Source organism: Candidatus Accumulibacter propinquus (assembly GCF_056856495.1).
Genome location: NZ_JBSEHC010000003.1, coordinates 312,458 through 332,064, shown reverse-complemented (window position 1 = coordinate 332,064; position 19,607 = coordinate 312,458). Strand labels below are relative to the sequence as shown.

Here is a 19,607-nt window from a genome sequence, read left to right as displayed (position 1 = left end):
AGATGCTGAGAATCAAAAAGGGTAAATTATAATGATCAAGTTTGCACTGCTGGGATGTGGTCGCATTGCCAAGCGGCACTCTGAACTTCTTGGCCTGGGCCAAATCAATGGAGCTTGCCTGGTGGCTGTCTGCGATGCCGTTTCCGAAAAGGCAATAAAGATTTCTAATCAGTTCGGAGTGCCGCACTTTGCCGACATGCACCAGATGATGCGTGAAGTTAACATCGATGTTGTTGTCGTCCTTACCGAGAGCGGAAATCACGCCAGGCACGTCATTGAGTTGGCAAGATATGGAAAGCATATTGTCGTTGAAAAGCCGATGGCACTCACTCTGGACGATGCAGATTCAATGATAAGGGCCTGTGATGAGGCGGGCATCAAACTGTTCGTCGTCAAACAAAATCGGTTCAATGTGCCTGTAGTGAAATTGCGTGAAGCACTTGAAGCAGGCCGATTTGGGAAACTCGTTCTCGGTACGGTGCGCGTACGTTGGTGCCGCCCCCAGTCCTATTATGATCAGGATCCCTGGCGCGGCACCTGGGCGCTTGATGGCGGGGTACTAACCAATCAGGCAAGCCACCATGTGGATCTGCTAGAATGGATGCTTGGCGATGTCGATAGCGTTTTTGCCATGAGCACGACGGCGCTGACCAATATCGAAGCGGAAGATACTGCGGTGGTTACGCTGCGTTTCCGAAACGGAGCATTGGGTGTTATCGAAGCCACGACAGCCGTACGCCCCAAGGATCTGGAAGGCTCTATTTCCATCCTCGGTGAGGGCGGTGCGGTTGAAATCGGGGGGTTTGCGGTCAACCAGATGAAGACGTGGAATTTCGTTGTCCCGCTAGCGGGCGATACCGATGTGATGGAAAAATACTCTGTCAATCCCCCCAACGTCTATGGATTTGGTCATCAAGCTTATTACGAACATGTAGTCGATTGCATTGCCAATGATAAGCAGCACCTTGTGGATGGCCTGGTTGGACGGAAGAGTCTTGAGCTCATCAACGCCATCTACGAATCTGTTGAAACTGGCCGGGAGGTGCCGCTGCGTTTCCGTCCCAAGCACTGTCGCCTGGGAGGGCGCTGAATGCCGAGTCCGATAATAAAAAACGTGGGTATAGTTAATGTTGTCTGCGGCGAAAATGTGACCATTGTCGAACCGGCCAACGTTTATGGTTGTTCGCTTGGGGATAATGTATTTGTTGGCCCCTTTGTTGAGATACAGAAAGATGTTCAAGTTGGGAAAAATACCAGAATACAGTCACACAGTTTTATCTGCGAGTTGGTGACGATTGGGGAATCCTGTGTTGTTGCCCACGGCGTGATGTTCATCAACGATCTTTTTGCGACAGGCGGCCCGGCACGTGGGGATAAGGGGTTGTGGAAAAATACGGTCATTGGAAACAGGGTTTTTATAGGTAGCAACGCAACCATTCTTCCTGTGAATATTTGTGATGATGTTGTAGTTGGTGCAGGTTCAGTCGTGACCACTAATATTGTAAAATCTGGGGTCTATGCCGGTGTTCCTGCCGTTTTCATCCGAGCGTTCTAGTGTTTGTGGCTGCTAGATTAATAATGCTAGGTCGATTGTACATTTTTGGCATGTCGGGCGTGCTTGAATTGTAAATTTGGCAATATGTTTAGTGGCCAGTCATCTTCTCGCCAAGAAAGCCAAGCTCAGGGCCGTCGACTGGAAGGTTGCCCTCAAGATCTTTCAGTGCGGGGTCTCACCAAATTCGTTGTGGCCATTCTCGTTAATGGCTTTCGCCATCGCCCTGATTTACGGTTGCCGCTGGCGACTGCTACTCAAACGAAAACTTAATATGATTCTTGCTGTTTGCACTGCTTGCATTAAGACTGGCGTTTATCTATGCTTTTCCGGTTGATTTGTGGAATAGTGGAGATGACTATCCATTCATGTCACTTGCGCATGCTGTGCATATTGATCAAAGGTTAAGTAAAGACGACTCAGTAGAATTGCTTATGCGCAAACCTCACATCCTGGGATCATTTATCCGATCGTCAGTTGGGTTATGTGCCGCACATCTACTCTTTTTGATTTTGACACCGCCGAAACTAGATTGGTTGAGACCATTAGAGACAGTGCCTCGTATTGGCGAACTATTCAAATAGTTCCGCTACTAATCTTCCTATTTGTCCTCTTAATTCTCGGAAAACTAAGGGCGATGGCACTTCGCGTATCTGCTTGCCTAGATTCAGTGTGAATACCATGATCCACGCCACCTCTGGGCCAAGAGCACGAATTGTTGAGCTGGATGGATTGAGGGGCATTGCAGTCAGTTTGGTCTTGATTTGGCACTTTTCTGGTGCTGTAATCGATCAAAGCTTGGGAGTGTGGGCAAAATTCGTGTATTGGATAACGATTTTTGGCAGGACCGGCGTAGATCTTTTTTTTGTTTTGTCCGGATTTCTTATTACAGGGATTATTCTAGACAGGAAACAAGGATTCAGGAATTTTCTCATGAGTTTTTATATGCGCAGAGTGCTGAGAATAGTTCCTTAGTACTTGGTATTGGTCGTTGTGTTTTGGATAATTGTTTTTTCGACGAGTGCCACACCGGCATTCAATGCTGATACGCCAATTTGGTATCACCTGCTGTTTATTCAGAATGTCTGGATGGCACTAAGTAATGTTTGGGGACCAGGGGCAATTTCTGTTACGTGGTCTGTGGCGATTGAGGAGCAATACTATATGGTTTTTCCTTTTGTTTGTTTGCTTTTGTCTCGCGATAATTTGATTAAATTGCTGTGTTTTGTTGCGATTGCCTCTTGTTGTTTCCGGTTGTGGGTGTGGTTGAGATTTGGCAATTCTTTTGCAATGTATGTCTTTACTCTGAGCCGGCTTGATGGGTTGGCACTCGGTGGATTGTTGGCATGTTTCTGGAGAACTGATGCATTCTTAAATCTTTCCAAAGAAAATAAAACAGCTATCAAAAATTCCTTGGTCGTTCTCATTTGCGTGATACCAGTGTTTTTGTTTTTTATAAAGAAGGATTTGTCTATGAACATGGCACTCTGGGGGCACACCTACCTCACTTTGCTATATTCCCTGGCATTGCTTGTTATTTTGTTTAACCTTGGTTCGAACAATCTCGCTTGGCTGAGGGGTTGTAGGTTGGCAAAGCTTGGCGCCTTGAGTTATACTTTGTACTTGGTTCACCCATTTTTCATCTCAAGTGTTTTCCTGCTCTCGGGTAAAAACGAAAAGCTTAGTTCGTTGGTTGAGTTATTTTTATTCTTGGTTGCGCTCTGTTTGAGCCTCATATATTCGTTTGTAAGTTTCAAATTTCTTGAGAAGCCGGCAACGGATTTGGGCAAGCGGTATGCCTATTAAAATTGGATATGATATGAAAGTTCCATTCGCAGACCTGCTCAGTCAATACCATGGAATAAAGAACGAAATAGATGGGGCGATTTCTGCTGTAATTCAATCCTCTTCGTTCATACGTGGCTCATATGTGGATCGATTCGAACAGGAGTTTGCTACAGCGGTTGGTGCTAGACATTGCGTTTCTTGCGCGAATGGAACGGATTCGCTGTATGTATCGATGAAGTCTTTGGGGGTTAAGCCGGGTGACGAGGTGATTGCCCCGGCCCACTCATGGATTTCAACTACCGAGACCATTACGCAGGCTGGAGGCAAGGTGGTTTTTTGCGACACGGATTTGGAGACATTCACCATTGATCCAGCCCAGATTGAGTCAAGAATCACCCCTCGCACTGTTGGGATCATTCCAGTTCATCTCTACGGACAGCCAGCAGACATGGATCCGATCATGGAAATCGCGGCCCGTCATAAATTGTGGGTGATTGAAGATTGCGCTCAAGCGCATCTCGCACGATACAAAGGCCGAATGGTGGGTAGCTTTGGAAATGCGGCATCATATTCGTTCTATCCAGGAAAGAACCTGGGGGCCATGGGCGATGCCGGTGCGATTACGACGCCAGACGGTTCTTTGGCTGACCGGATGGCGATGTTCGCTCGTCACGGTGGACTAAGAAAAGGCGATCATCAGATCGAGGGAATTAATAGTCGTCTGGACGGGCTTCAGGCAGCAATTTTGTCTGTAAAGCTGCCCCATCTTGCTAATTGGACCAAGGCCAGACAATCTATTGCTAATCGGTACTCAAACGCCCTTGGTGCTTCACCTGGTCTTGCTGTCCCTTTCGTTGCCGAAGGTAGAGGACACGTTTATCACCTCTACGTGATTCGCCATGAAATTCGTGACCAGTTAGCAAAGTACCTTGCTGATCGAGGCATTCAAACGGTGATCAATTATCCCGTGGCACTCCCGTTCCTTCCCGCGTACGCCCGCTATGGACATCGACCCGCGGACTTTCCTAATGCGTGGAGTAATCAATCCAAAATTCTGTCGCTTCCGATTTTTCCGGAAATGAATGACGAGCAGATTGCCTGGGTGATTGAATCGGTTCGAGAATTCTGTGTTGAACACGCTAGTGTAGCGAGATAGAGCAACCCAATTGCTTGGGAGAAAATTTCTCAGCGCCGGTGCCGGTACCGTATTTGCACAGATCGTCAATTTGGCCTGCATACCGATCTTGGCAAGGCTTTATGAACCGGCTGCATTTGGCGTATGGGCTTTGGTACAGGCGCTGGCTCTTGTGGTTGGCGGGCTGTCGACGTTCCGCTACGATTTGGCGATTGTGGTTGAGCCTGATCAAAACAAAGCTCAGCGCCTTTTCTTTGTGACAGGAATGCTGGCGGTTTGTGTGTCCTTGATAACGATTCTGGTCATTGCCGCTGGGCAGCACTTCTTCTTTGGTGATTCTGACGCCATTTCGGGAGGGGTGCTTCTCCTTCTTGGTGCATGGGTACTGATGCTTGCTGCAGCTCAGTTGCTACAGTCCTGGCTGATGCGGGATGAGGCTTTTCTGGAGATCTCTCTCGCACAGATAGGCAACGTAGTCGTCACCAATGCCGTTCAGCTTGGCGCGTATGCTATCGGCGGTGCTGCATGGCTCGTTGGCGGCAGTGTCGTTGGACAGTTCGCTGCGCTCGCAATATTGCTTTTTGCTCTGCAAAAGAGCCCGAAGACGCCCGAATGGCGCGCTCTAGATTGGTCGAGGTCTTCTTTGGATGTCCTTCGCTCCCATAGCCGCTTTCCCAAGTTCTCGCTTCCATTCTCGATCCTCTCGCTGATCAGGGAGAGGGCTCCGCTTTTTGTTCTGGGCATGTATGCAACTCCAGCTCAGGTCGGATTGTTTAGTCAGATATGGCGACTGGCCAATGTTCCGGTCGGGCTCACCAGCAGTGCTGTGCGGCCGGTGATATTCCAGCGGGCGGCGGTGACGGGTGCTCAGCATATCGAATCGACAATACAGGGATTGCTTCTATGGCTTGCGATCTTTGGCGCGCCGTGGGTCGTGGTCGTGATTTTCTGGCATCGAGAACTGGTGCCGCTGGTTCTCGGCCCAACCTGGAAGGATGCGGCCGTCTTTGTGCCTGCAGTCGCTTTGCCGGCATTTCTTTTTGCCCTCACCAACTGGATGGACCGTTTGCTCGATGTTGCAGGACGCCAGGATCTCAATCTGAAACTGGAGGCGGTGGCCGCTTTCCTGGGCACAGGCGGGTTAGCGATAGTTCTCCTGATGGGTGCTGATGTCGAGTTAGCAGCGCATGCACAGGGAATTGGGCTGATAATGAGCTACCTTGCTTTTCTGTATTTTGCGTTTAGCGCGCTTCGATACTCTACAAAGAGAATGTTCATGACTCTTGGCATGGCATCGGTTGTCCTCGCATTGACTGCCGGTGCTTGTTGGGCGATAAATTTGGCGTTTGATTTCCAGCAGTCACTGGCGATTGTGGGCGGTATCATCACATGCTTCTCCATCGCCGTCTTGCTACAATTGAGGAGTGGATTTTCTTGATCGTCGTCATCGACTATGGGGTTGGCAATTCTGGTTCCATTGCAAACATGCTCGACTATCTTGGCTTCGATGTCTGCATCGCGCCGGGTCCGAGTGAAATACGCAATGCTTCCCACCTGATTCTGCCGGGGGTTGGCGCGTTTGATCCTGCCATGAATCGACTGCGTGCCTCCGGAATGATTCCGGTGCTCGAGGATGCAGTATTCGGGAAGAGTATTCCGATTCTTGGCGTTTGCTTGGGAATGCAATTGTTGGGGCGGAGCAGCCAGGAGGGCAAGGAGCCCGGTCTTGGATGGTTGGCAGCCGATACCGTTAAACTTTCGCTGACCGTAGGAACATCTATCAAAGTTCCACATATCGGTTGGTCCGACGTTCTGCCACGGACAAATGCCAGACTTTTTTCGGCCGGGATGCAGTCACGTTTCTATTTCGTCCATAGTTACCACATGTGCTGTGACAATTCTGAAACCATAGCGGCCGAATGTGACTACGGTGGCCGGTTTACCTGTGGGGTACAGCAGGGGAATATTTTTGGAGTTCAGTTTCATCCGGAAAAAAGCCATAAATTTGGCATGGATCTCTTTCGCAGGTTTGCCAGGGAGGTGGCTTGATGCGGCCTCGGGTGATACCTGTTTTGCTTCTTGATTCTCGTAAACGTCTCGTCAAGACCCGCAATTTTGATGACCCAACATACGTTGGTGACCCGTTCAATGTTATACGGCTCTTTAATGAAAAAGAGGTCGACGAGATTATCGTTCTCGATATCGAAGCGTCTATGCAAGGCCGCAAGCCGGATCGCGGCTTCTTGAGAGAATTGGCCTCTGAGTGCTTCATGCCGCTTGGTTATGGCGGAGGGATTGCGCTACCTGAAGATGCTCAAGATTTGTTTTCGGTCGGTATTGAGAAAGTGGTCATTGGCCGGCAATCAACTGATATAAAACTTATCGCTACTTTGACAAAGAACTTTGGCGCCCAGGCTGTTGCGGCTTGTATGGATTGCCGACGAAGCGGAGGGTGTTATTCGGTTTTCGCTGATCGAGCTTCGCGAAAGACTGCTGATGATGTGGTCGCGCACGCCAAGGCGTTGGAGGCTTCGGGGGTGGGTGAGATCATTCTGCAAAATGCCGAACTGGACGGTGCGCGAACGGGATTTGATACCGATTTGATTCAACGCGTCTCTAGCTCGATAGATATCCCGTTGGTTGCTCTCGGCGGTGCCGGAGATTTGTCCCATCTGAGGACAGGGTTGGCTGCCGGAGCAAGCGCCGTTGCTTCAGGGAGTGCCTTCGTTTTTTTGGGGCGACTGCGAGCGGTTCTGGTTACCTATCCGAGTACTGCGGAATTGGAAGCACTCGAGGTGGGGATTGTTTCGGGCGGCGAAGCGATATGACGGATAAAGTCTGTACGTTCTGTGTTATGGACTCAAGTAATCCAGGAATTGAGTTCGATGCGAATGGACGATGCAATTGTTGCCGTGATGCCGAAGCGAGAAAGTCTTTCGAATGGTGGCCCAACGATGAGGGGCAGTCGCGGCTGAAGAGTATGATTGATCAGTTGCGCATCAGCGGGGTCGGTAAACCCTATGACGCTATGATTGGCTTAAGTGGTGGGATTGACAGTGCTTACCTGGCGCACCTCGCCGTCAAAATGTGGGGATTGCGGGTGTTGGCAGTGCATGTCGACGGGGGGTGGAATTCAGAACCCGCTGTGCGAAACATCGAGTCCATGGTCCGCAAGTTGGATATCGACCTGTTTACTCACGTTGTTGAGTGGGAGGAAATGAAAGACTTGCAACTTTCATTTATGCGTGCTTCAGTTTTGAATCAAGATATTCCGCAGGATCATGCCTTTTTCTCGACTTTGTATCGCACGGCAACGAAATTTGGCATGAGAGATTTTCTCAGTGGAGTCAATTTTTCTACGGAATGCGTGGTTCCCCCAGGCTTTGGGTTTCCATACAGTGACGATGTGCAACTAAGGTCAATCCATAAGCGTTTCGGGTGTTCCGAGTTGAATTCGTATCCGACGATGCGGTTCGTTGAGTTTCTTTGGATAACTCGCGTACGCAAGCAGTTGTCAGTTCACAAACCCTTGAATTATATTGATTACGACAAGGAGCGGGCCGGTATTGAATTGACGAGATATTACGATTGGCGGGATTATGGTTCAAAACATTCCGAATCGCGTTTCACAAAATTCTATCAAGATATTTATCTGCCAAGAAAAGCCAATTTCGACAAGAGAAAACTGCATTTGTCTAGCCTGATTGTTTCGGGGCAGATGTCAAGGGCAGAGGCTTTGGTTGAACTTTCACAGCTGAACACGACAGAAAATCAAGTCAGGCAAGATGTCAAATTTATCGCCAAGAAGCTTGGTATTTCACAAAGCGAATTAGAACATATTATCTCTTCCCCCTTGATTCCGCATTCTGCTTACCCGAATCAACAGGGGCTTGCCAAGGCTTTGCTGAAAGTTAGGCAACTGGCCCGGCGATTTTTGGTACGCATTGGCTGAATTGGTGCGCTTGATGGGAAATGAGTTGCCTAGAAAAGACAGAGCATTGGCTTGGCTTTTTGTTTTGATTGTTCTTGGATATCCGTTTTTTGCAATTGTCGGAATTTTGATAAATGTAGAAAGTCTTTCGGCTTCTATTCCATTGCGATTGATAGTGGTTCTATTGGCAGGTTACATATTCTGCAAAGGCGGATTCCATCGACTGTCATCGACTTTGATTTCTTTCGGGATGTTCTGTTTTTTTTATTTGCTTCGTTTGTTTTTCGATCTTGGCATCGCTAACATTGGTGAAGCCAACCAAGCCCTTACATTTTTTGTTGTTACAGTTTTTCTGCCTTGCCTGGCGTTGCTGCTGTGGCGCGTTGAAATACCCGAGTCTTTCGTCGCTTTGCGGATAGCTCTGATGGGGGTTTTGACTTGTGTGCTCGTTCTTGTTTCATACCAACAAGGTTTAGGAGGTGAGAGCAACTTGACCGAAAATCACGGGCAGATTCTTTTCCTGGGTTTAAATGCAATAACTATTGGACATTTGGCTGTCACTTCCTTGATTGCAGCACTGGTTTGTTTTGATTTCTCCACGTCCCTCTATCGGCGATCCTTCATGCTTCTGATCGGTGGCTGTGCGCTCGCGTTGCTTTTTGTGTCTGAGGCCAGAGGGCCAGTGATTAGTCTGGTTGTTGCCGTGATGGTGTTTGCGATTGTAAGAAAAAAGGCCAAGATTCTCTTGGCATCCATTGTCACAGGGACGGTAGGGGTTTTCTGGTTCGGGGAGATGTTATTCGAGCGCATGGGAGCTGTTGGAGAAGATGAATCATCCCTTGGGCGACTTGAAATGATGGCTGGGTCGATAGATCAGTTTGTTCAGCACCCTTGGTTCGGCGCGTCGTTTATCGAACCGATTACTTTGAGTTACCCCCACAACTTGTTTATTGAGATTCTACTGGCGCTCGGCCTGGTTGGAATGCTGGTTTTTCTTCCCGCATTGTTTGGTGCAACTAGATCGGCAGTCGTTCAGATGCGGCAAGGTAAAGTTCTTATGTCAATGCTTTTTTTTCAGTATCTTGTTGGAGCGCAGTTTTCGGGGGCAATATATGGAAATTCGGCGCTTTGGGCGGTGATGATAATTTTACTTAACGGTCGGATTGATTCGGAAAGAATCCAACCTTCCACCACCGCAGGCAATTGTAGTGCTTGGCAAGGAGTCAAAGGAGTGGCGGAGTGAGGCTGTTCCAGAATTCAGGTATCTACCCTGGCTATAGGCGACGACTCGATAAGCTTTCGGAGGGTCTTAACAGATTTACCGACCGAAGATCTGCCTTTCTGGCTGATCGCTACGGCGCCTGCCATTTTTTGAAGCCTGTGCTGGATGGCGACCCCGAGTCTTTCTTTACGAACGGCGACGACGAGACGCTACAGCGGTTTTGGGCTACCGAGCACGGTTTGCCCTCCAGCGTTCCGCTAGTGACCATTCTGCTTGCCCAGATTGAGCAGCACCGGACGGAAGTGTTCTACAATCTTGATCCGATGCGCTACGGGAGCGATTTCATACGCAAGCTTCCCAGTTGCGTCAAAAAATCGATTGCCTGGCGTGCAGCACCCTCGCCAGGAGCTGATTTCGGTGCCTACGACGCTGTTGTTTGCAATTTCCCCAGTATTCTTGAGAGTTATCGTTCCCGGGGGTGGCGCGCCGAGTATTTTTTGCCTGCACATGATCCCGAGATGGACTCTTACGCAGCCAATATGGATCGGCCGATCGATGTTTTGTTCGTCGGGGGCTACTCACGGCATCACCAGCAGCGCGCGGCCATTCTCGAAAAAGTGGCCACACTCAGGGATCGCTACAATATCGTTTTTTGCCTCGATCGCTCGCGTCTCACACGATTGGCAGAAACGCCAATTGGTCGTTGTGTGCCGCTGGGAAAGCATCGAAGGCCGGATGGTATTCGCGCAGTTAGCCTAGAGCCAGTTTTTGGCAGAGCGCTTTACGCGATGATTTCCAGGGCCAAGATCGTCTTGAATGGAGCGGTCGACATGGCGGGTTCCGATAGAGGCAACATGCGCTGTTTCGAGGCAATGGGTTGTGGTGCATTGATGTTTTCTGACGCAGGGAATTACCCTGAGGGAATGTTAAATGGTGAAACGATGATGTTGTATGAGGATCTGAATAGTGTCGCTAAGATTCTTGAACAATTATTTGTTGACAGTGATTTGATGACTACTGTTGCAACAAAAGGCCACGAGCTTGTTAGTCGTGCTTTCAATAAAGAAAAACAGTACGCTCAGTTTGAAAGCATTGTGAGTTTATTGTCATGAATTGGCTATTTTCGCTACTAAATCGTGTTTTTGGTATAATTTACAGGCGCACGTTAAGAATTAAAGTTGGAGAAAAATCAATAATCCGTTGGTGGAAGTTAAACGCCAGAAATGGACGACTGGAGGTCGGTTCTGGTTCAATTATCAATTGTCGAGTTGATTTTGACAGCCCTGACGGGTGCGTGGTAATTGGTGATCGTTGTTACGTGGGAGTGAGCCACCTTGTCTGTCACTCTGGAATAAATATTGGTAATGACGTTATTATTTCGTGGGGCGTTACAATTGTTGATCACGATTCACATACTCTTGAATGGATTGGTCGAAAAAATGATGTTCCAGATTGGTTGGATGGGAAAAAAGACTGGAGCAGAATAACAATTGAGCCCGTCAATATTGGCGATCGAGTTTGGATTGGATTTGGCGCCACAATTTTGAAGGGCATTAACGTTGGGGAAGGGGCGGTGATTGGTGCGGGATCAGTTGTTACCCGAGACGTCGCACCCAATTCGGTTGTGGCAGGCAATCCAGCGCGAGTTGTGCGCCATATTGAAAATTAGGCTTCATTCTATGAAGAATAGTTTTGGTACTTGGGAGGAAGCTGTTCAATGGCTTCGTGACCAGCCTGACAAGCGTGATCTCGTCGAAGGTGCATATTACGATGACCCACTTGCCTCTGCGGCACAGCGCTATTTTTCGAGTGAGGAATGGCGAGGCATTCAGGAATTCTTGCCGGCACGTGGCAATGCGCTGGATGTTGGTGCGGGGCGCGGTATTGCCAGCTATGCTTTGGCGAAAGAGGGGTTTGTCGTTACTGCGCTTGAGCCGGATGGCAGTAACTTGGTGGGTGCGGGTGCGGTACGTTCGCTTGCCAGAGAGTGTGCCCTGCCCATCACTGTCTGCCAGGAGTTCTCGGAAAAGTTACCGTTTGCTGATGCGACATTCGAAGTTGTATTTGCAAGGGCCGTTTTGCACCACACGCGGGATTTACCGTCGGCCTGCGAAGAGCTTTTCCGCGTTCTCAAGCCAGGCGGAGTGCTGATTGCTGTCCGGGAGCATGTGATTTCCCGGCCGGAAGATTTGCCGGCCTTCCTTGATTTACACCCCCTGCACAAGCTCTATGGCGGTGAGAACGCCTTTGTTCTTGACCAATACGTCGGTGCAATAGAATATGCAGGTTTTCTGCTTGAACGAGTGTTGACTCCCTTCGAAAGCCCAATCAACTTTGCTCCTTACACAAAGGCAACGCTAGAACAGGAACTTGCTCAGCGTATGACGCGCGGAGTTCCATTGTTGTATTCACTGGTTTGTGCCTTGCTTCGCATGCCAGCACTTTGGAAATTTGCGCTGCCGGTGCTGACTCGTATTGATCATCGGCCCGGCCGCCTCTATTCGTTCGTTTGCAAGCGCCCATAACATGGCGACTATTTGGGTTACCGGCGCCAGAGGGTTTATTGGCCGTCATTTGAGCAGACACCTCCATGAGCGCGGCCACCGTGTCGTTGGTGTGGGGCACGGTGCGTGGCCGGAGCATGACGCCCAACAGTGGGGTGTTACTTCCTGGCTCAATGGGGATATCCACGGCAGCAATCTTCGTAGCCTGTCCGATGTTTCAGGCCAGCCGGATTTCGTTTTTCACCTTGCGGGGGGGGCATCGGTGGGGGCAGCGATTGCCAATCCCCATGAGGATTTCTTTCGTACGGTCGCAACCACCGCAGAATTGCTTGACTGGCTCAGGCTGGAGGCGCCGACGGCACGATTGGTCGCGATCTCCAGCGCGGCGGTTTATGGTTCGGGGCAGCAGGGGTTGATACGTGAGGAGCAGGCACATGTTCCATTCTCTCCTTACGGTTACCACAAGCTTGTGATGGAGCAACTCTGTCAGAGCTATGCGGCCAGTTACGGAACCAGGGTTGTGGTCGGCCGATTGTTTTCGGTTTATGGCAGCCATTTGCAAAAGCAGTTGCTTTGGGATTTGTGCAGCAAGCTGGCGACAGGAATTTCCGTTGTTGAACTCGGTGGCAGCGGTGACGAGTTACGCGATTGGACTGATGTGCGTGACGTGGTGCGGGCGCTAGATGTCATCAAGGACGTCGCATCGGCTGAAGTGCCAACGTTTAACGTGGGAACCGGGCACCCGACGAGCGTGTGTGAAATCGCCCAGCAAATTGTTGATGCCTGGGGCGCTGGCTCTGAGCTGGTCTTTTCCGGGCGATCACGCCCGGGGGATCCCTTCAGCCTGTTGGCCGAGCCTGCTCGGCTGAGTGCACTGGGTTTCGATTGGCAGATCCCGGTTGAAACCGGCTTGCCGGATTATGTCGATTGGTTCCGAGGTAGGATGCGGGGTGCCGATTGATTCGCGTCGCATTCACGTTGATTGGCGGGCGCAATTGGACAGGCGGCTACAACTACCTGCTCAATCTGGTCCGGGCCCTCTCAAAATATGCTGCGTCTGGCGTTATCCCTGTAATGTTTTTTGGCCGCGACGTTTCTGATGCAGATGCCATGCCATTTCGGGAGATGCCTGGAGTTGTCGTTGTTCGCGATTCGGTGTTTGACGAGCAGCATCGCTCCGCGAGATTGCAACAGGCGCTCCTGACCGGGTGCGATCTCGCGGCGGCGAATGCCTTTGCCACCCATCGTATCGACATAGTCTTCGAGCCGGCACAGTTTTACGGGTGGCGGTTTCCCTTACCGGGTGTGGCATGGATACCGGATTTTCAGCATCGATACATGCGCCATCTGTTCAGTTTCGGGGCGTACTGGAAGCGCGAGATCGGATTCCGGGCGCAGGTTCTGAGCGGGCGGCATGTGATGCTGAGCAGTGAAGATGCACGAAACGATTGTGAGCGCTTTTATCCAGCCACGCGTGGTCGTACGTATGTAATTCGATTTGCCATTCCTCCTGCGGACAACCGTGATTCCGCTTGGGCGCGTTCTGTCGCAGACGACTACGGGTTGCCGGAACACTTTTTTTTCTTGCCAAACCAGTTTTGGACCCACAAGAATCATGAGTGCGTAGTACGAGCCCTGCAGGTTCTCAAGGTGCAGGGGCGTGAGTTGGTTGTCGCTGTTTCAGGGAAGCAGGCGGATCCGCGAAATCCCCAACATTTTCCAGGCTTGTCGGCCCTGATTCATGCCTTAGGTGTGCAGGAGAACTTCCGTCTGCTGGGATTGATTCCCCTTGAACACATTCCGGCCTTGATGCGTTCCTGTTCGGCCATGATCAATCCGTCATTTTTTGAAGGGTGGAGTACGACGGTTGAGGAGGCCAAGTCGTTGGGTACGCGGATGCTGCTCTCTGATTTGCGGGTGCATCGAGAGCAGTGTCACGACGCCCTGTTTTTTGATCCCACGAAGCCTGACGCCCTGGCGGAATTGATGGCCGATTTTGTGCCACTTTCAGAGTCTGACCGTACGATCATCGCCGAATCGGCTGCCGAGCAGGCATCAGAGAGAACCAGGTTGTTTGCCCAAGAGTTTTGTAAGTTGGTTACTCAGGTTGTCGAGAGCAAATGAAAATCTCTGTCATTACCGTATGTTTCAATTCTGAAGCGACCATTGCCGATACCCTGCAGTCTGTCCGCGAGCAGAGTTATCCTGAAATTGAACACATTGTAGTTGATGGCGGGTCGACCGATCGCACTGCAGAAATCGTTTCAGCGGAAGGGGGCCGGGTTGCCACGTTCGTCTCCGAACCTGATCGTGGAATCTATGATGCGATGAACAAGGGCATCGGTCTGGCAACTGGTGATGTGATTGGCTTCATCAATGCCGATGATTTCTATGCATCGGAAGGGGTGTTAGCCAAAGTTGCGGAAATGTTTCGGCATCCCGGTGTCGATGCGTGCTACGGAGATCTGTGCTACGTGAAGGTGTTTAATACCCAATCCGTTGTTCGATACTGGCGGTCGTCAGAGTTTCGGCCGGGGTTGTTTGCGAGCGGCTGGTGTCCGCCTCATCCGACCTTTTTTGTACGACGGAAGATTTACGAGCGTTTTGGTCGTTTCGATCTTGGCTATCGCATCGCAGCAGATGTTGAACTGATGATGCGTTTTCTGGAGGTTCACTGCGTACGCGCTAGATACTTGCCTGAGGTACTGGTGAAGATGCGCATGGGTGGAACGACCAATAAGAGCTTTAAGAACATTGCCAAGCAGAACGGCGAGATTCTGAGGGCAGTGAAAAAGCATGGTTTGGCCTCCAATACATTGGGCTTCTTTGCCAAGAAAATCATTTCTCGAGGAAAACAGTTCGTCACCAAGCCAAGTCAGTCTTCAACATGAGTCCCAGTGTACTGGTTACAGGCGCTAACGGCTTTGTTGGGAAGGCGCTTTGCGAAGCGCTGAGTCGACGTTATGAGGTTCGCGGAGCGATCAGAAAGCTAGGTGAAGGCTGTTCTCTTGATGTGACAGAAGTAGTTCCAGGGAGTCTGTCAGCCGATTTTGATTGGACAGATGCATTGGTTGGCGTCAGCGTAGTCGTGCACTGCGCTGCCCGCGTGCATGTGATGAACGAAAAGACGGCCAACCCGCTGACCGAATTCCGTCGGGACAACGTCGATGGGACGTTGCGTCTGGGTCGCCAAGCGGCGGAAGCTGGGGTTCGGCGTTTCGTGTTCGTGAGCTCAATCAAGGTCAATGGAGAGCATTCGCGTCCGGGCCAACCGTTTACTGCCGAACAGCTACCTGCGCCGGTCGATCCCTATGGCGCTTCAAAGTGCGAGGCTGAAGCGAGGTTGCATGAGTTGGCTAATGAAACTGGGATAGATGTGGTCATTGTTCGCCCGCCGCTGGTCTATGGACCGGGGGTCAAGGCCAATTTTCTGGCGATGATGCGCTGGTTGCAACGAGGCGTACCGCTCCCTCTGGGGGGCGTGAACGAGAACCGGCGCAGCCTCGTCTTTATTGATAATCTGGTGGAACTGATCGTCACCTGCATCGACCATCCAGCGGCTGCTAATCAGACATTCCTTGTTTCCGATGGTGAGGACCTGTCGACGGCGGAATTGTTGCGGCGCATGGCTGCTGCACTTGGTAGGCCAGTCCGGCTGATACCTGTACCGGCGGGATTGATCACGCTGGGTGCCAAATTGATTGGGTGCAAGGGGATTGCTGAGCGTTTGTGCGGGTCGTTGCAGGTGGATATCGGCAAGACCAGGGAATTGCTTGGATGGATGCCGCCGGTCAGCGTCGATGAAGGCTTGCGGCGGACTGCCGAGCATTGGCTGACGACCGAAGGTCTACGTGACAACATAAAATTTCGCTACAGGCTTTGAGGGTAATGGGGATTTGCATTACAATTCGCTTCATCAAGAGGCTTCTATAGGATGTTTATGACCAGTCTGACCGTTACCGCAATGGGGTAAGTCACGTTCAGAAAAGACGTGCTGCAACATCTCGGCATCAGGCTCGGGGATTAGGTCGAGCTAGATTTGCTGCAGGATGGTCGGATCCTGCTCAAGGTGGCCGCGGACAGCGGGTACGATTGTTGGCTTCGCTGCTTTGCATGCTGGCCGGACAGAGAAGGTCGCCTCTATTGAAGAACTCAATGACGCGATCGTGATGGCTTAGGCAGGGAAAGATGAGAATTGCCGATGCTACCAACGGCCTTGTTCAGGCTGTCGTGCGTACTAACCCCGTGCTAGCTGAAGCAGTCGCCAAAGTATTGACCTATGCGGAATTGATCTCGGTAGCAATGCCATGCCTGTGTGAAACTGTGTGGGTGCTGCGCAGGCGCTACGACTTTCAGACCTCCGATGTGGCCGTGCTGCCAGTTTCCCAAGCAGGCGGTGATTTTGCTGATGGCTCCATTGCTTACGTTTCGTTCGACAAAAGGGCGGTTGTTCTTCTCGAAGCACTAGGTCAATCCGCGCGTCTATTGTGTAAAATAGGCAACGGGTTAGGCATGAAGCGATTGTTTTATTTGGCCTTTGGGCTGTTCGGCGTACTGGATTTTGCGCTGCCGGCCTTGCTCGTCGCACGGCTGATGCGACTGACATCGTCAGGGCCGGTGCTTTACTGGTCCGACCGTGTTGGCAAAGGGAACCGGATTATCAGGGGGGGTGCATAGAGCAGATTGGCAGCGATCTGTGAATACATCCCCACACCACGGTTGGCAACAAAATGCAGTGGTGGCCACAGGTTTTATTGTGATCAGCGAGCCTTTGCCAGAAGACTTCCTGGTTGGCCGGCAAGATGCCCCGGCCCAAGTTCGCGACAGGGTTTGCACAATTGCCATGCGTCGGAAGCTGGGCACAAATATCTGTAGCTATACCCTGCGCCGTCACCCGATAGGCATTATCGAGGGTTTTCGATGCTGGACCCAAGTCAGCAATGGTTATCGGCCATCATAACGTCATAGTTGCGCTTTGGTGCGGCCAAATTGGCATCGTCTCAATTAAGATATGCCGTCGATTACCTTGGCCTCGATTTCCTGGAGGATGGTGTAGTGGGGATGGTTGTCTCCTCACGTGACAGCTCCGTAGCGGGGCGAAATGGTGGCACTCGTCTCCCGCTCGGTAATCGCTGCATGAAAGCTGTGGCTGTTGTATGCGCCATCGGCCGAGACATGGGCGATATCGCCTTCGACTTGGTCGAGCAATCCGGGCAAGACAATGACGATGATGTCCTTCGTCGTTTCGTCTATCGCCAGATGGACCTTACGCCACAAGTGATGCTTGTCCACTCCGTGCTGACACATCGGTCCATGGTCAGCCTTGCACAACCAGTCGACTCCGGTGGCGCGCATTGCGCGACGATTCGTTCTGCCTTCGAGCGTTCAGGTATACCGATTGGCGGGATGAATATTCTGATTGCGATGCACGCCATAGCCGAAGACAGCTCGATTATTACCAATAATACTCTGGAGTTTCACTTTGAGCATGGTTTGGCGGTTTATGGATGGGCCAGTCAAGTATGATCCGTCGCTTTATTTCCTTGCCAAGAAGGCACAAACAAACGATTTCGTTAATCACCGATTTTGTCTTGCTGCTGTTCGCCTTCTGGTCGGCGCTGGCCATACGCTTTGAAACCTGGAACCCGGAACTGGCGCCATACGGTTGGCAGATGCTGGTGGCTCCGTTGCTGGCGATTCCGATCTTCATCCGTCTTGGCTTGTACCGGGCGGTCGTCCGTTTCATGGAAGATCGGGTGGTCTTCGTGGTTGCCGGTGGGGTCACCATGTCGGTGCTGCTGCTGGCGGCGAGTGTTGCCCTGACCCATGCGCCGGGACTGTCACGCGGTGTCCTGGCGATTTACTTGCTGCTGGCAATTGTTTATGTTGGTGCGACACGTTTCATCGTGCGCAGCTATTTCCTGCGAGCCGAGCGTGGCCAGGATGTTCGTAAGCGGATTGCAATTTACGGCGCCGGTCAGGCCGGTACGCAATTGGCTTATGCCTTGCGTGCCGGCCGGGAGTATCTGCCTGTGGTCTTTTTTGATGACAACCCTGCCCTGCAGAAGACTGAATTAGCCGGTCTACGGGTGCATCCACCTAATGAACTGACAGCAGTGCTGGTGGCGAAAGAAATCGACGAGATATTGCTGGCTATTCCTTCGGCCAGTCGATCGCGCAGGGCGGAGATCATAGATCGCCTGGAGGGCCTGCATTGCAAGGTCAAGTTGGTACCGGGCATGGCGGATGTGGTGAGCGGGAATTTTGCAGTCGACGCCATACGGGAAGTTGAGATCGAAGACTTGCTCGGCCGTGAATCCGTCGCGCCGGACGCCGCCTTGCTCGGGAGCTGCATCACCGGAAAGGTGGTGCTGGTTTCCGGGGCAGGCGGTTCTATCGGTTCTGAGCTCTGCCGCCAGATCGTACGACTCCAGCCATCGCGGCTGGTATTGATGGAAATGTCAGAGTTTGCGTTGTATTCGATCGAGCAAGAACTGGCCGCGCTCTGTGCGCGTGGCCAATTGGGCGTAGAATTGGTGCCATTATTGGGTTCTGTGATCCACGAGCGACGCAATGAAATGCTGATGCGCGGTTTCGGGGTGCAGACGGTGTATCACGCGGCGGCCTACAAGCATGTTCCGCTGGTCGAGCACAATCCGATCGAAGGGCTGCGCAACAACGCGGTTGGCACGCGGCGCATGGCGGAAGCAGCACTGGCGGCAGGGGTGGAAACCTTTGTTCTGATTTCCACCGACAAGGCTGTGCGCCCGACCAATGTGATGGGCGCCAGCAAGCGGCTTTCCGAACTGATCCTGCAGGCATTGGCGCGCAAGAGCGCGCAGGGCAAAACGACGCGCTTCTGCATGGTGCGCTTCGGCAATGTGCTCGGATCATCAGGCTCGGTGGTGCCGTTGTTCCGCAAGCAGATCGCGGCGGGCGGGCCGATCACCCTAACCCACCCCGACATCACGCGTTTTTTCATGACCATCCCCGAGGCAGCCCAACTAGTGATTCAGGCCGGCTCAATGGGGGAGGGTGGCGAAGTCTATGTTCTGGACATGGGCAAGCCAGTTAAGATCGCTGATCTCGCGCGGCGTATGGTGCATCTGAGTGGTTTGGAGTTGCTTGACGAAGCACACCCGGACGGCGATATTGCAATTGAAGTCGTTGGCTTGCGGCCGGGTGAAAAGCTCTACGAAGAACTGCTGATTGGCGGGAATTTGGAAGGAACGTCTCATCCATTGATCATGCGTGCCTTCGAGCATGAAGTGCCTTGGACTGTCCTGATGGAACAGTTGACGAGATTGGATGAGGCCTGCCAAACCTTCGATTTTGAGAAAGTGCTGGGCTTGCTGGGTTCTCTAGTGCAGGAATATGCGCCGTCCCGACATGGCGATGGCGAGTTGATTTGGCGCAAGCTGATCCAGCCGGTCAAGGGTGATGTTTTGGTTCTTTGAATTTCTTGGAATGCTGCA

17 protein-coding genes and 4 pseudogenes are annotated in these 19,607 nt (G+C 51.5%); 20 read left to right on the top strand and 1 reads right to left on the bottom strand.

The features are described from left to right. Window positions 1-31 precede the first annotated feature (31 nt). From AC15MQ_RS07665 to AC15MQ_RS07580, 18 genes and pseudogenes are all read left to right on the top strand, one after another. Window positions 32-1,090, top strand: a complete 1,059-nt coding sequence (locus AC15MQ_RS07665) for a Gfo/Idh/MocA family protein (RefSeq protein ID WP_483079803.1) — start codon at window positions 32-34, stop codon at window positions 1,088-1,090. Further along, window positions 1,091-1,555, top strand: coding sequence for an acyltransferase (locus AC15MQ_RS07660; RefSeq protein ID WP_483079802.1), 465 nt, complete (start codon window positions 1,091-1,093; stop codon window positions 1,553-1,555). Window positions 1,556-2,233: 678 nt separating this feature from the next. After that, a pseudogene (locus tag AC15MQ_RS07655) lies at window positions 2,234-3,358 on the top strand (acyltransferase family protein). 13 nt (window positions 3,359-3,371) lie between these two features. Next, a complete protein-coding gene (locus AC15MQ_RS07650) occupies window positions 3,372-4,496 on the top strand; it encodes a DegT/DnrJ/EryC1/StrS family aminotransferase (protein ID WP_483079801.1) in 1,125 nt (374 codons plus the stop codon). A 10-nt stretch (window positions 4,497-4,506) separates the two neighbouring features. Next, a complete protein-coding gene (locus tag AC15MQ_RS07645) occupies window positions 4,507-5,913 on the top strand; it encodes an oligosaccharide flippase family protein (RefSeq protein ID WP_483079800.1) in 1,407 nt (468 codons plus the stop codon). Beyond that, window positions 5,910-6,524, top strand: a complete 615-nt coding sequence (gene hisH / locus AC15MQ_RS07640) for an imidazole glycerol phosphate synthase subunit HisH (protein ID WP_483079799.1) — start codon at window positions 5,910-5,912, stop codon at window positions 6,522-6,524. Before AC15MQ_RS07645 ends, hisH begins: the two co-directional genes overlap by 4 nt. Continuing rightward, a complete protein-coding gene (locus AC15MQ_RS07635; protein WP_483079798.1) occupies window positions 6,524-7,303 on the top strand; it encodes a HisA/HisF-related TIM barrel protein in 780 nt (259 codons plus the stop codon). Before hisH ends, AC15MQ_RS07635 begins: the two co-directional genes overlap by 1 nt. After that, window positions 7,300-8,427, top strand: a complete 1,128-nt coding sequence (locus tag AC15MQ_RS07630; RefSeq protein ID WP_483079797.1) for an N-acetyl sugar amidotransferase — start codon at window positions 7,300-7,302, stop codon at window positions 8,425-8,427. The genes AC15MQ_RS07635 and AC15MQ_RS07630 overlap by 4 nt, the downstream gene beginning before the upstream one ends. A 13-nt stretch (window positions 8,428-8,440) precedes the next feature. After that, window positions 8,441-9,649: an O-antigen ligase family protein gene (locus tag AC15MQ_RS07625; RefSeq protein ID WP_483079796.1), complete on the top strand. Its 1,209-nt coding sequence runs from the start codon at window positions 8,441-8,443 to the stop codon at window positions 9,647-9,649. Continuing rightward, window positions 9,646-10,740: a glycosyltransferase family protein gene (locus tag AC15MQ_RS07620; protein WP_483079795.1), complete on the top strand. Its 1,095-nt coding sequence runs from the start codon at window positions 9,646-9,648 to the stop codon at window positions 10,738-10,740. Before AC15MQ_RS07625 ends, AC15MQ_RS07620 begins: the two co-directional genes overlap by 4 nt. Then, the gene (locus tag AC15MQ_RS07615) at window positions 10,737-11,297 is read left to right on the top strand and encodes an acyltransferase (protein WP_483079794.1); all 561 of its coding nucleotides are present in this window, start codon (window positions 10,737-10,739) and stop codon (window positions 11,295-11,297) included. Before AC15MQ_RS07620 ends, AC15MQ_RS07615 begins: the two co-directional genes overlap by 4 nt. A gap of 10 nt (window positions 11,298-11,307) precedes the next feature. Next, window positions 11,308-12,153, top strand: coding sequence for a class I SAM-dependent methyltransferase (locus AC15MQ_RS07610; RefSeq protein WP_483079793.1), 846 nt, complete (start codon window positions 11,308-11,310; stop codon window positions 12,151-12,153). Beyond that, window positions 12,104-13,093 (top strand): NAD-dependent epimerase/dehydratase family protein, encoded by a 990-nt coding sequence (locus AC15MQ_RS07605; protein WP_483079792.1) that lies wholly within the window; start codon window positions 12,104-12,106, stop codon window positions 13,091-13,093. The genes AC15MQ_RS07610 and AC15MQ_RS07605 overlap by 50 nt, the downstream gene beginning before the upstream one ends. After that, window positions 13,090-14,256: a glycosyltransferase family 4 protein gene (locus AC15MQ_RS07600; RefSeq protein ID WP_483079791.1), complete on the top strand. Its 1,167-nt coding sequence runs from the start codon at window positions 13,090-13,092 to the stop codon at window positions 14,254-14,256. The genes AC15MQ_RS07605 and AC15MQ_RS07600 overlap by 4 nt, the downstream gene beginning before the upstream one ends. Beyond that, a complete protein-coding gene (locus AC15MQ_RS07595; protein WP_483079790.1) occupies window positions 14,253-15,023 on the top strand; it encodes a glycosyltransferase family 2 protein in 771 nt (256 codons plus the stop codon). The genes AC15MQ_RS07600 and AC15MQ_RS07595 overlap by 4 nt, the downstream gene beginning before the upstream one ends. Continuing rightward, window positions 15,020-16,015: a UDP-glucose 4-epimerase family protein gene (locus AC15MQ_RS07590; RefSeq protein ID WP_483079789.1), complete on the top strand. Its 996-nt coding sequence runs from the start codon at window positions 15,020-15,022 to the stop codon at window positions 16,013-16,015. The genes AC15MQ_RS07595 and AC15MQ_RS07590 overlap by 4 nt, the downstream gene beginning before the upstream one ends. A 108-nt stretch (window positions 16,016-16,123) precedes the next feature. Further along, a pseudogene (locus tag AC15MQ_RS07585) lies at window positions 16,124-16,310 on the top strand (AbrB/MazE/SpoVT family DNA-binding domain-containing protein). A 10-nt stretch (window positions 16,311-16,320) separates the two neighbouring features. After that, a pseudogene (locus AC15MQ_RS07580) lies at window positions 16,321-16,620 on the top strand (PIN domain-containing protein); the annotation flags it as partial. Window positions 16,621-17,145: 525 nt separating this feature from the next. Here the strand turns inward: AC15MQ_RS07580 and AC15MQ_RS07575 are convergent. Next, window positions 17,146-17,433: pseudogene (locus tag AC15MQ_RS07575) on the bottom strand (IS5/IS1182 family transposase); the annotation flags it as partial. A gap of 12 nt (window positions 17,434-17,445) precedes the next feature. On the opposite strand from AC15MQ_RS07575, the gene AC15MQ_RS07570 reads away from it, so the two are divergent. Together AC15MQ_RS07570 and AC15MQ_RS07565 are read left to right on the top strand one after the other, a co-directional pair. Continuing rightward, window positions 17,446-17,658 carry a PIN domain-containing protein gene (locus tag AC15MQ_RS07570; protein ID WP_483079788.1) on the top strand — a complete coding sequence of 71 codons (213 nt, stop codon included), beginning with the start codon at window positions 17,446-17,448 and terminating at the stop codon, window positions 17,656-17,658. Further along, entirely contained in the window at window positions 17,655-19,589 is a 1,935-nt protein-coding gene (locus AC15MQ_RS07565) for a polysaccharide biosynthesis protein (RefSeq protein WP_483079787.1), read from the top strand. The genes AC15MQ_RS07570 and AC15MQ_RS07565 overlap by 4 nt, the downstream gene beginning before the upstream one ends. Window positions 19,590-19,607: the final 18 nt, after the last annotated feature.

Coding starts and splice junctions, on each gene's coding strand:
- AC15MQ_RS07590 (WP_483079789.1), top strand. CDS start 15,020: ATGAGTCCCAGTGTACTGGTTACAGGCGCTAACGGCTTTGTTGGGAAG.
- AC15MQ_RS07635 (WP_483079798.1), top strand. CDS start 6,524: ATGCGGCCTCGGGTGATACCTGTTTTGCTTCTTGATTCTCGTAAACGT.
- AC15MQ_RS07615 (WP_483079794.1), top strand. CDS start 10,737: ATGAATTGGCTATTTTCGCTACTAAATCGTGTTTTTGGTATAATTTAC.
- AC15MQ_RS07610 (WP_483079793.1), top strand. CDS start 11,308: ATGAAGAATAGTTTTGGTACTTGGGAGGAAGCTGTTCAATGGCTTCGT.
- AC15MQ_RS07625 (WP_483079796.1), top strand. CDS start 8,441: ATGGGAAATGAGTTGCCTAGAAAAGACAGAGCATTGGCTTGGCTTTTT.
- AC15MQ_RS07570 (WP_483079788.1), top strand. CDS start 17,446: ATGGTCAGCCTTGCACAACCAGTCGACTCCGGTGGCGCGCATTGCGCG.
- AC15MQ_RS07665 (WP_483079803.1), top strand. CDS start 32: ATGATCAAGTTTGCACTGCTGGGATGTGGTCGCATTGCCAAGCGGCAC.
- AC15MQ_RS07660 (WP_483079802.1), top strand. CDS start 1,091: ATGCCGAGTCCGATAATAAAAAACGTGGGTATAGTTAATGTTGTCTGC.
- AC15MQ_RS07565 (WP_483079787.1), top strand. CDS start 17,655: ATGATCCGTCGCTTTATTTCCTTGCCAAGAAGGCACAAACAAACGATT.
- AC15MQ_RS07595 (WP_483079790.1), top strand. CDS start 14,253: ATGAAAATCTCTGTCATTACCGTATGTTTCAATTCTGAAGCGACCATT.
- AC15MQ_RS07650 (WP_483079801.1), top strand. CDS start 3,372: ATGAAAGTTCCATTCGCAGACCTGCTCAGTCAATACCATGGAATAAAG.
- AC15MQ_RS07630 (WP_483079797.1), top strand. CDS start 7,300: ATGACGGATAAAGTCTGTACGTTCTGTGTTATGGACTCAAGTAATCCA.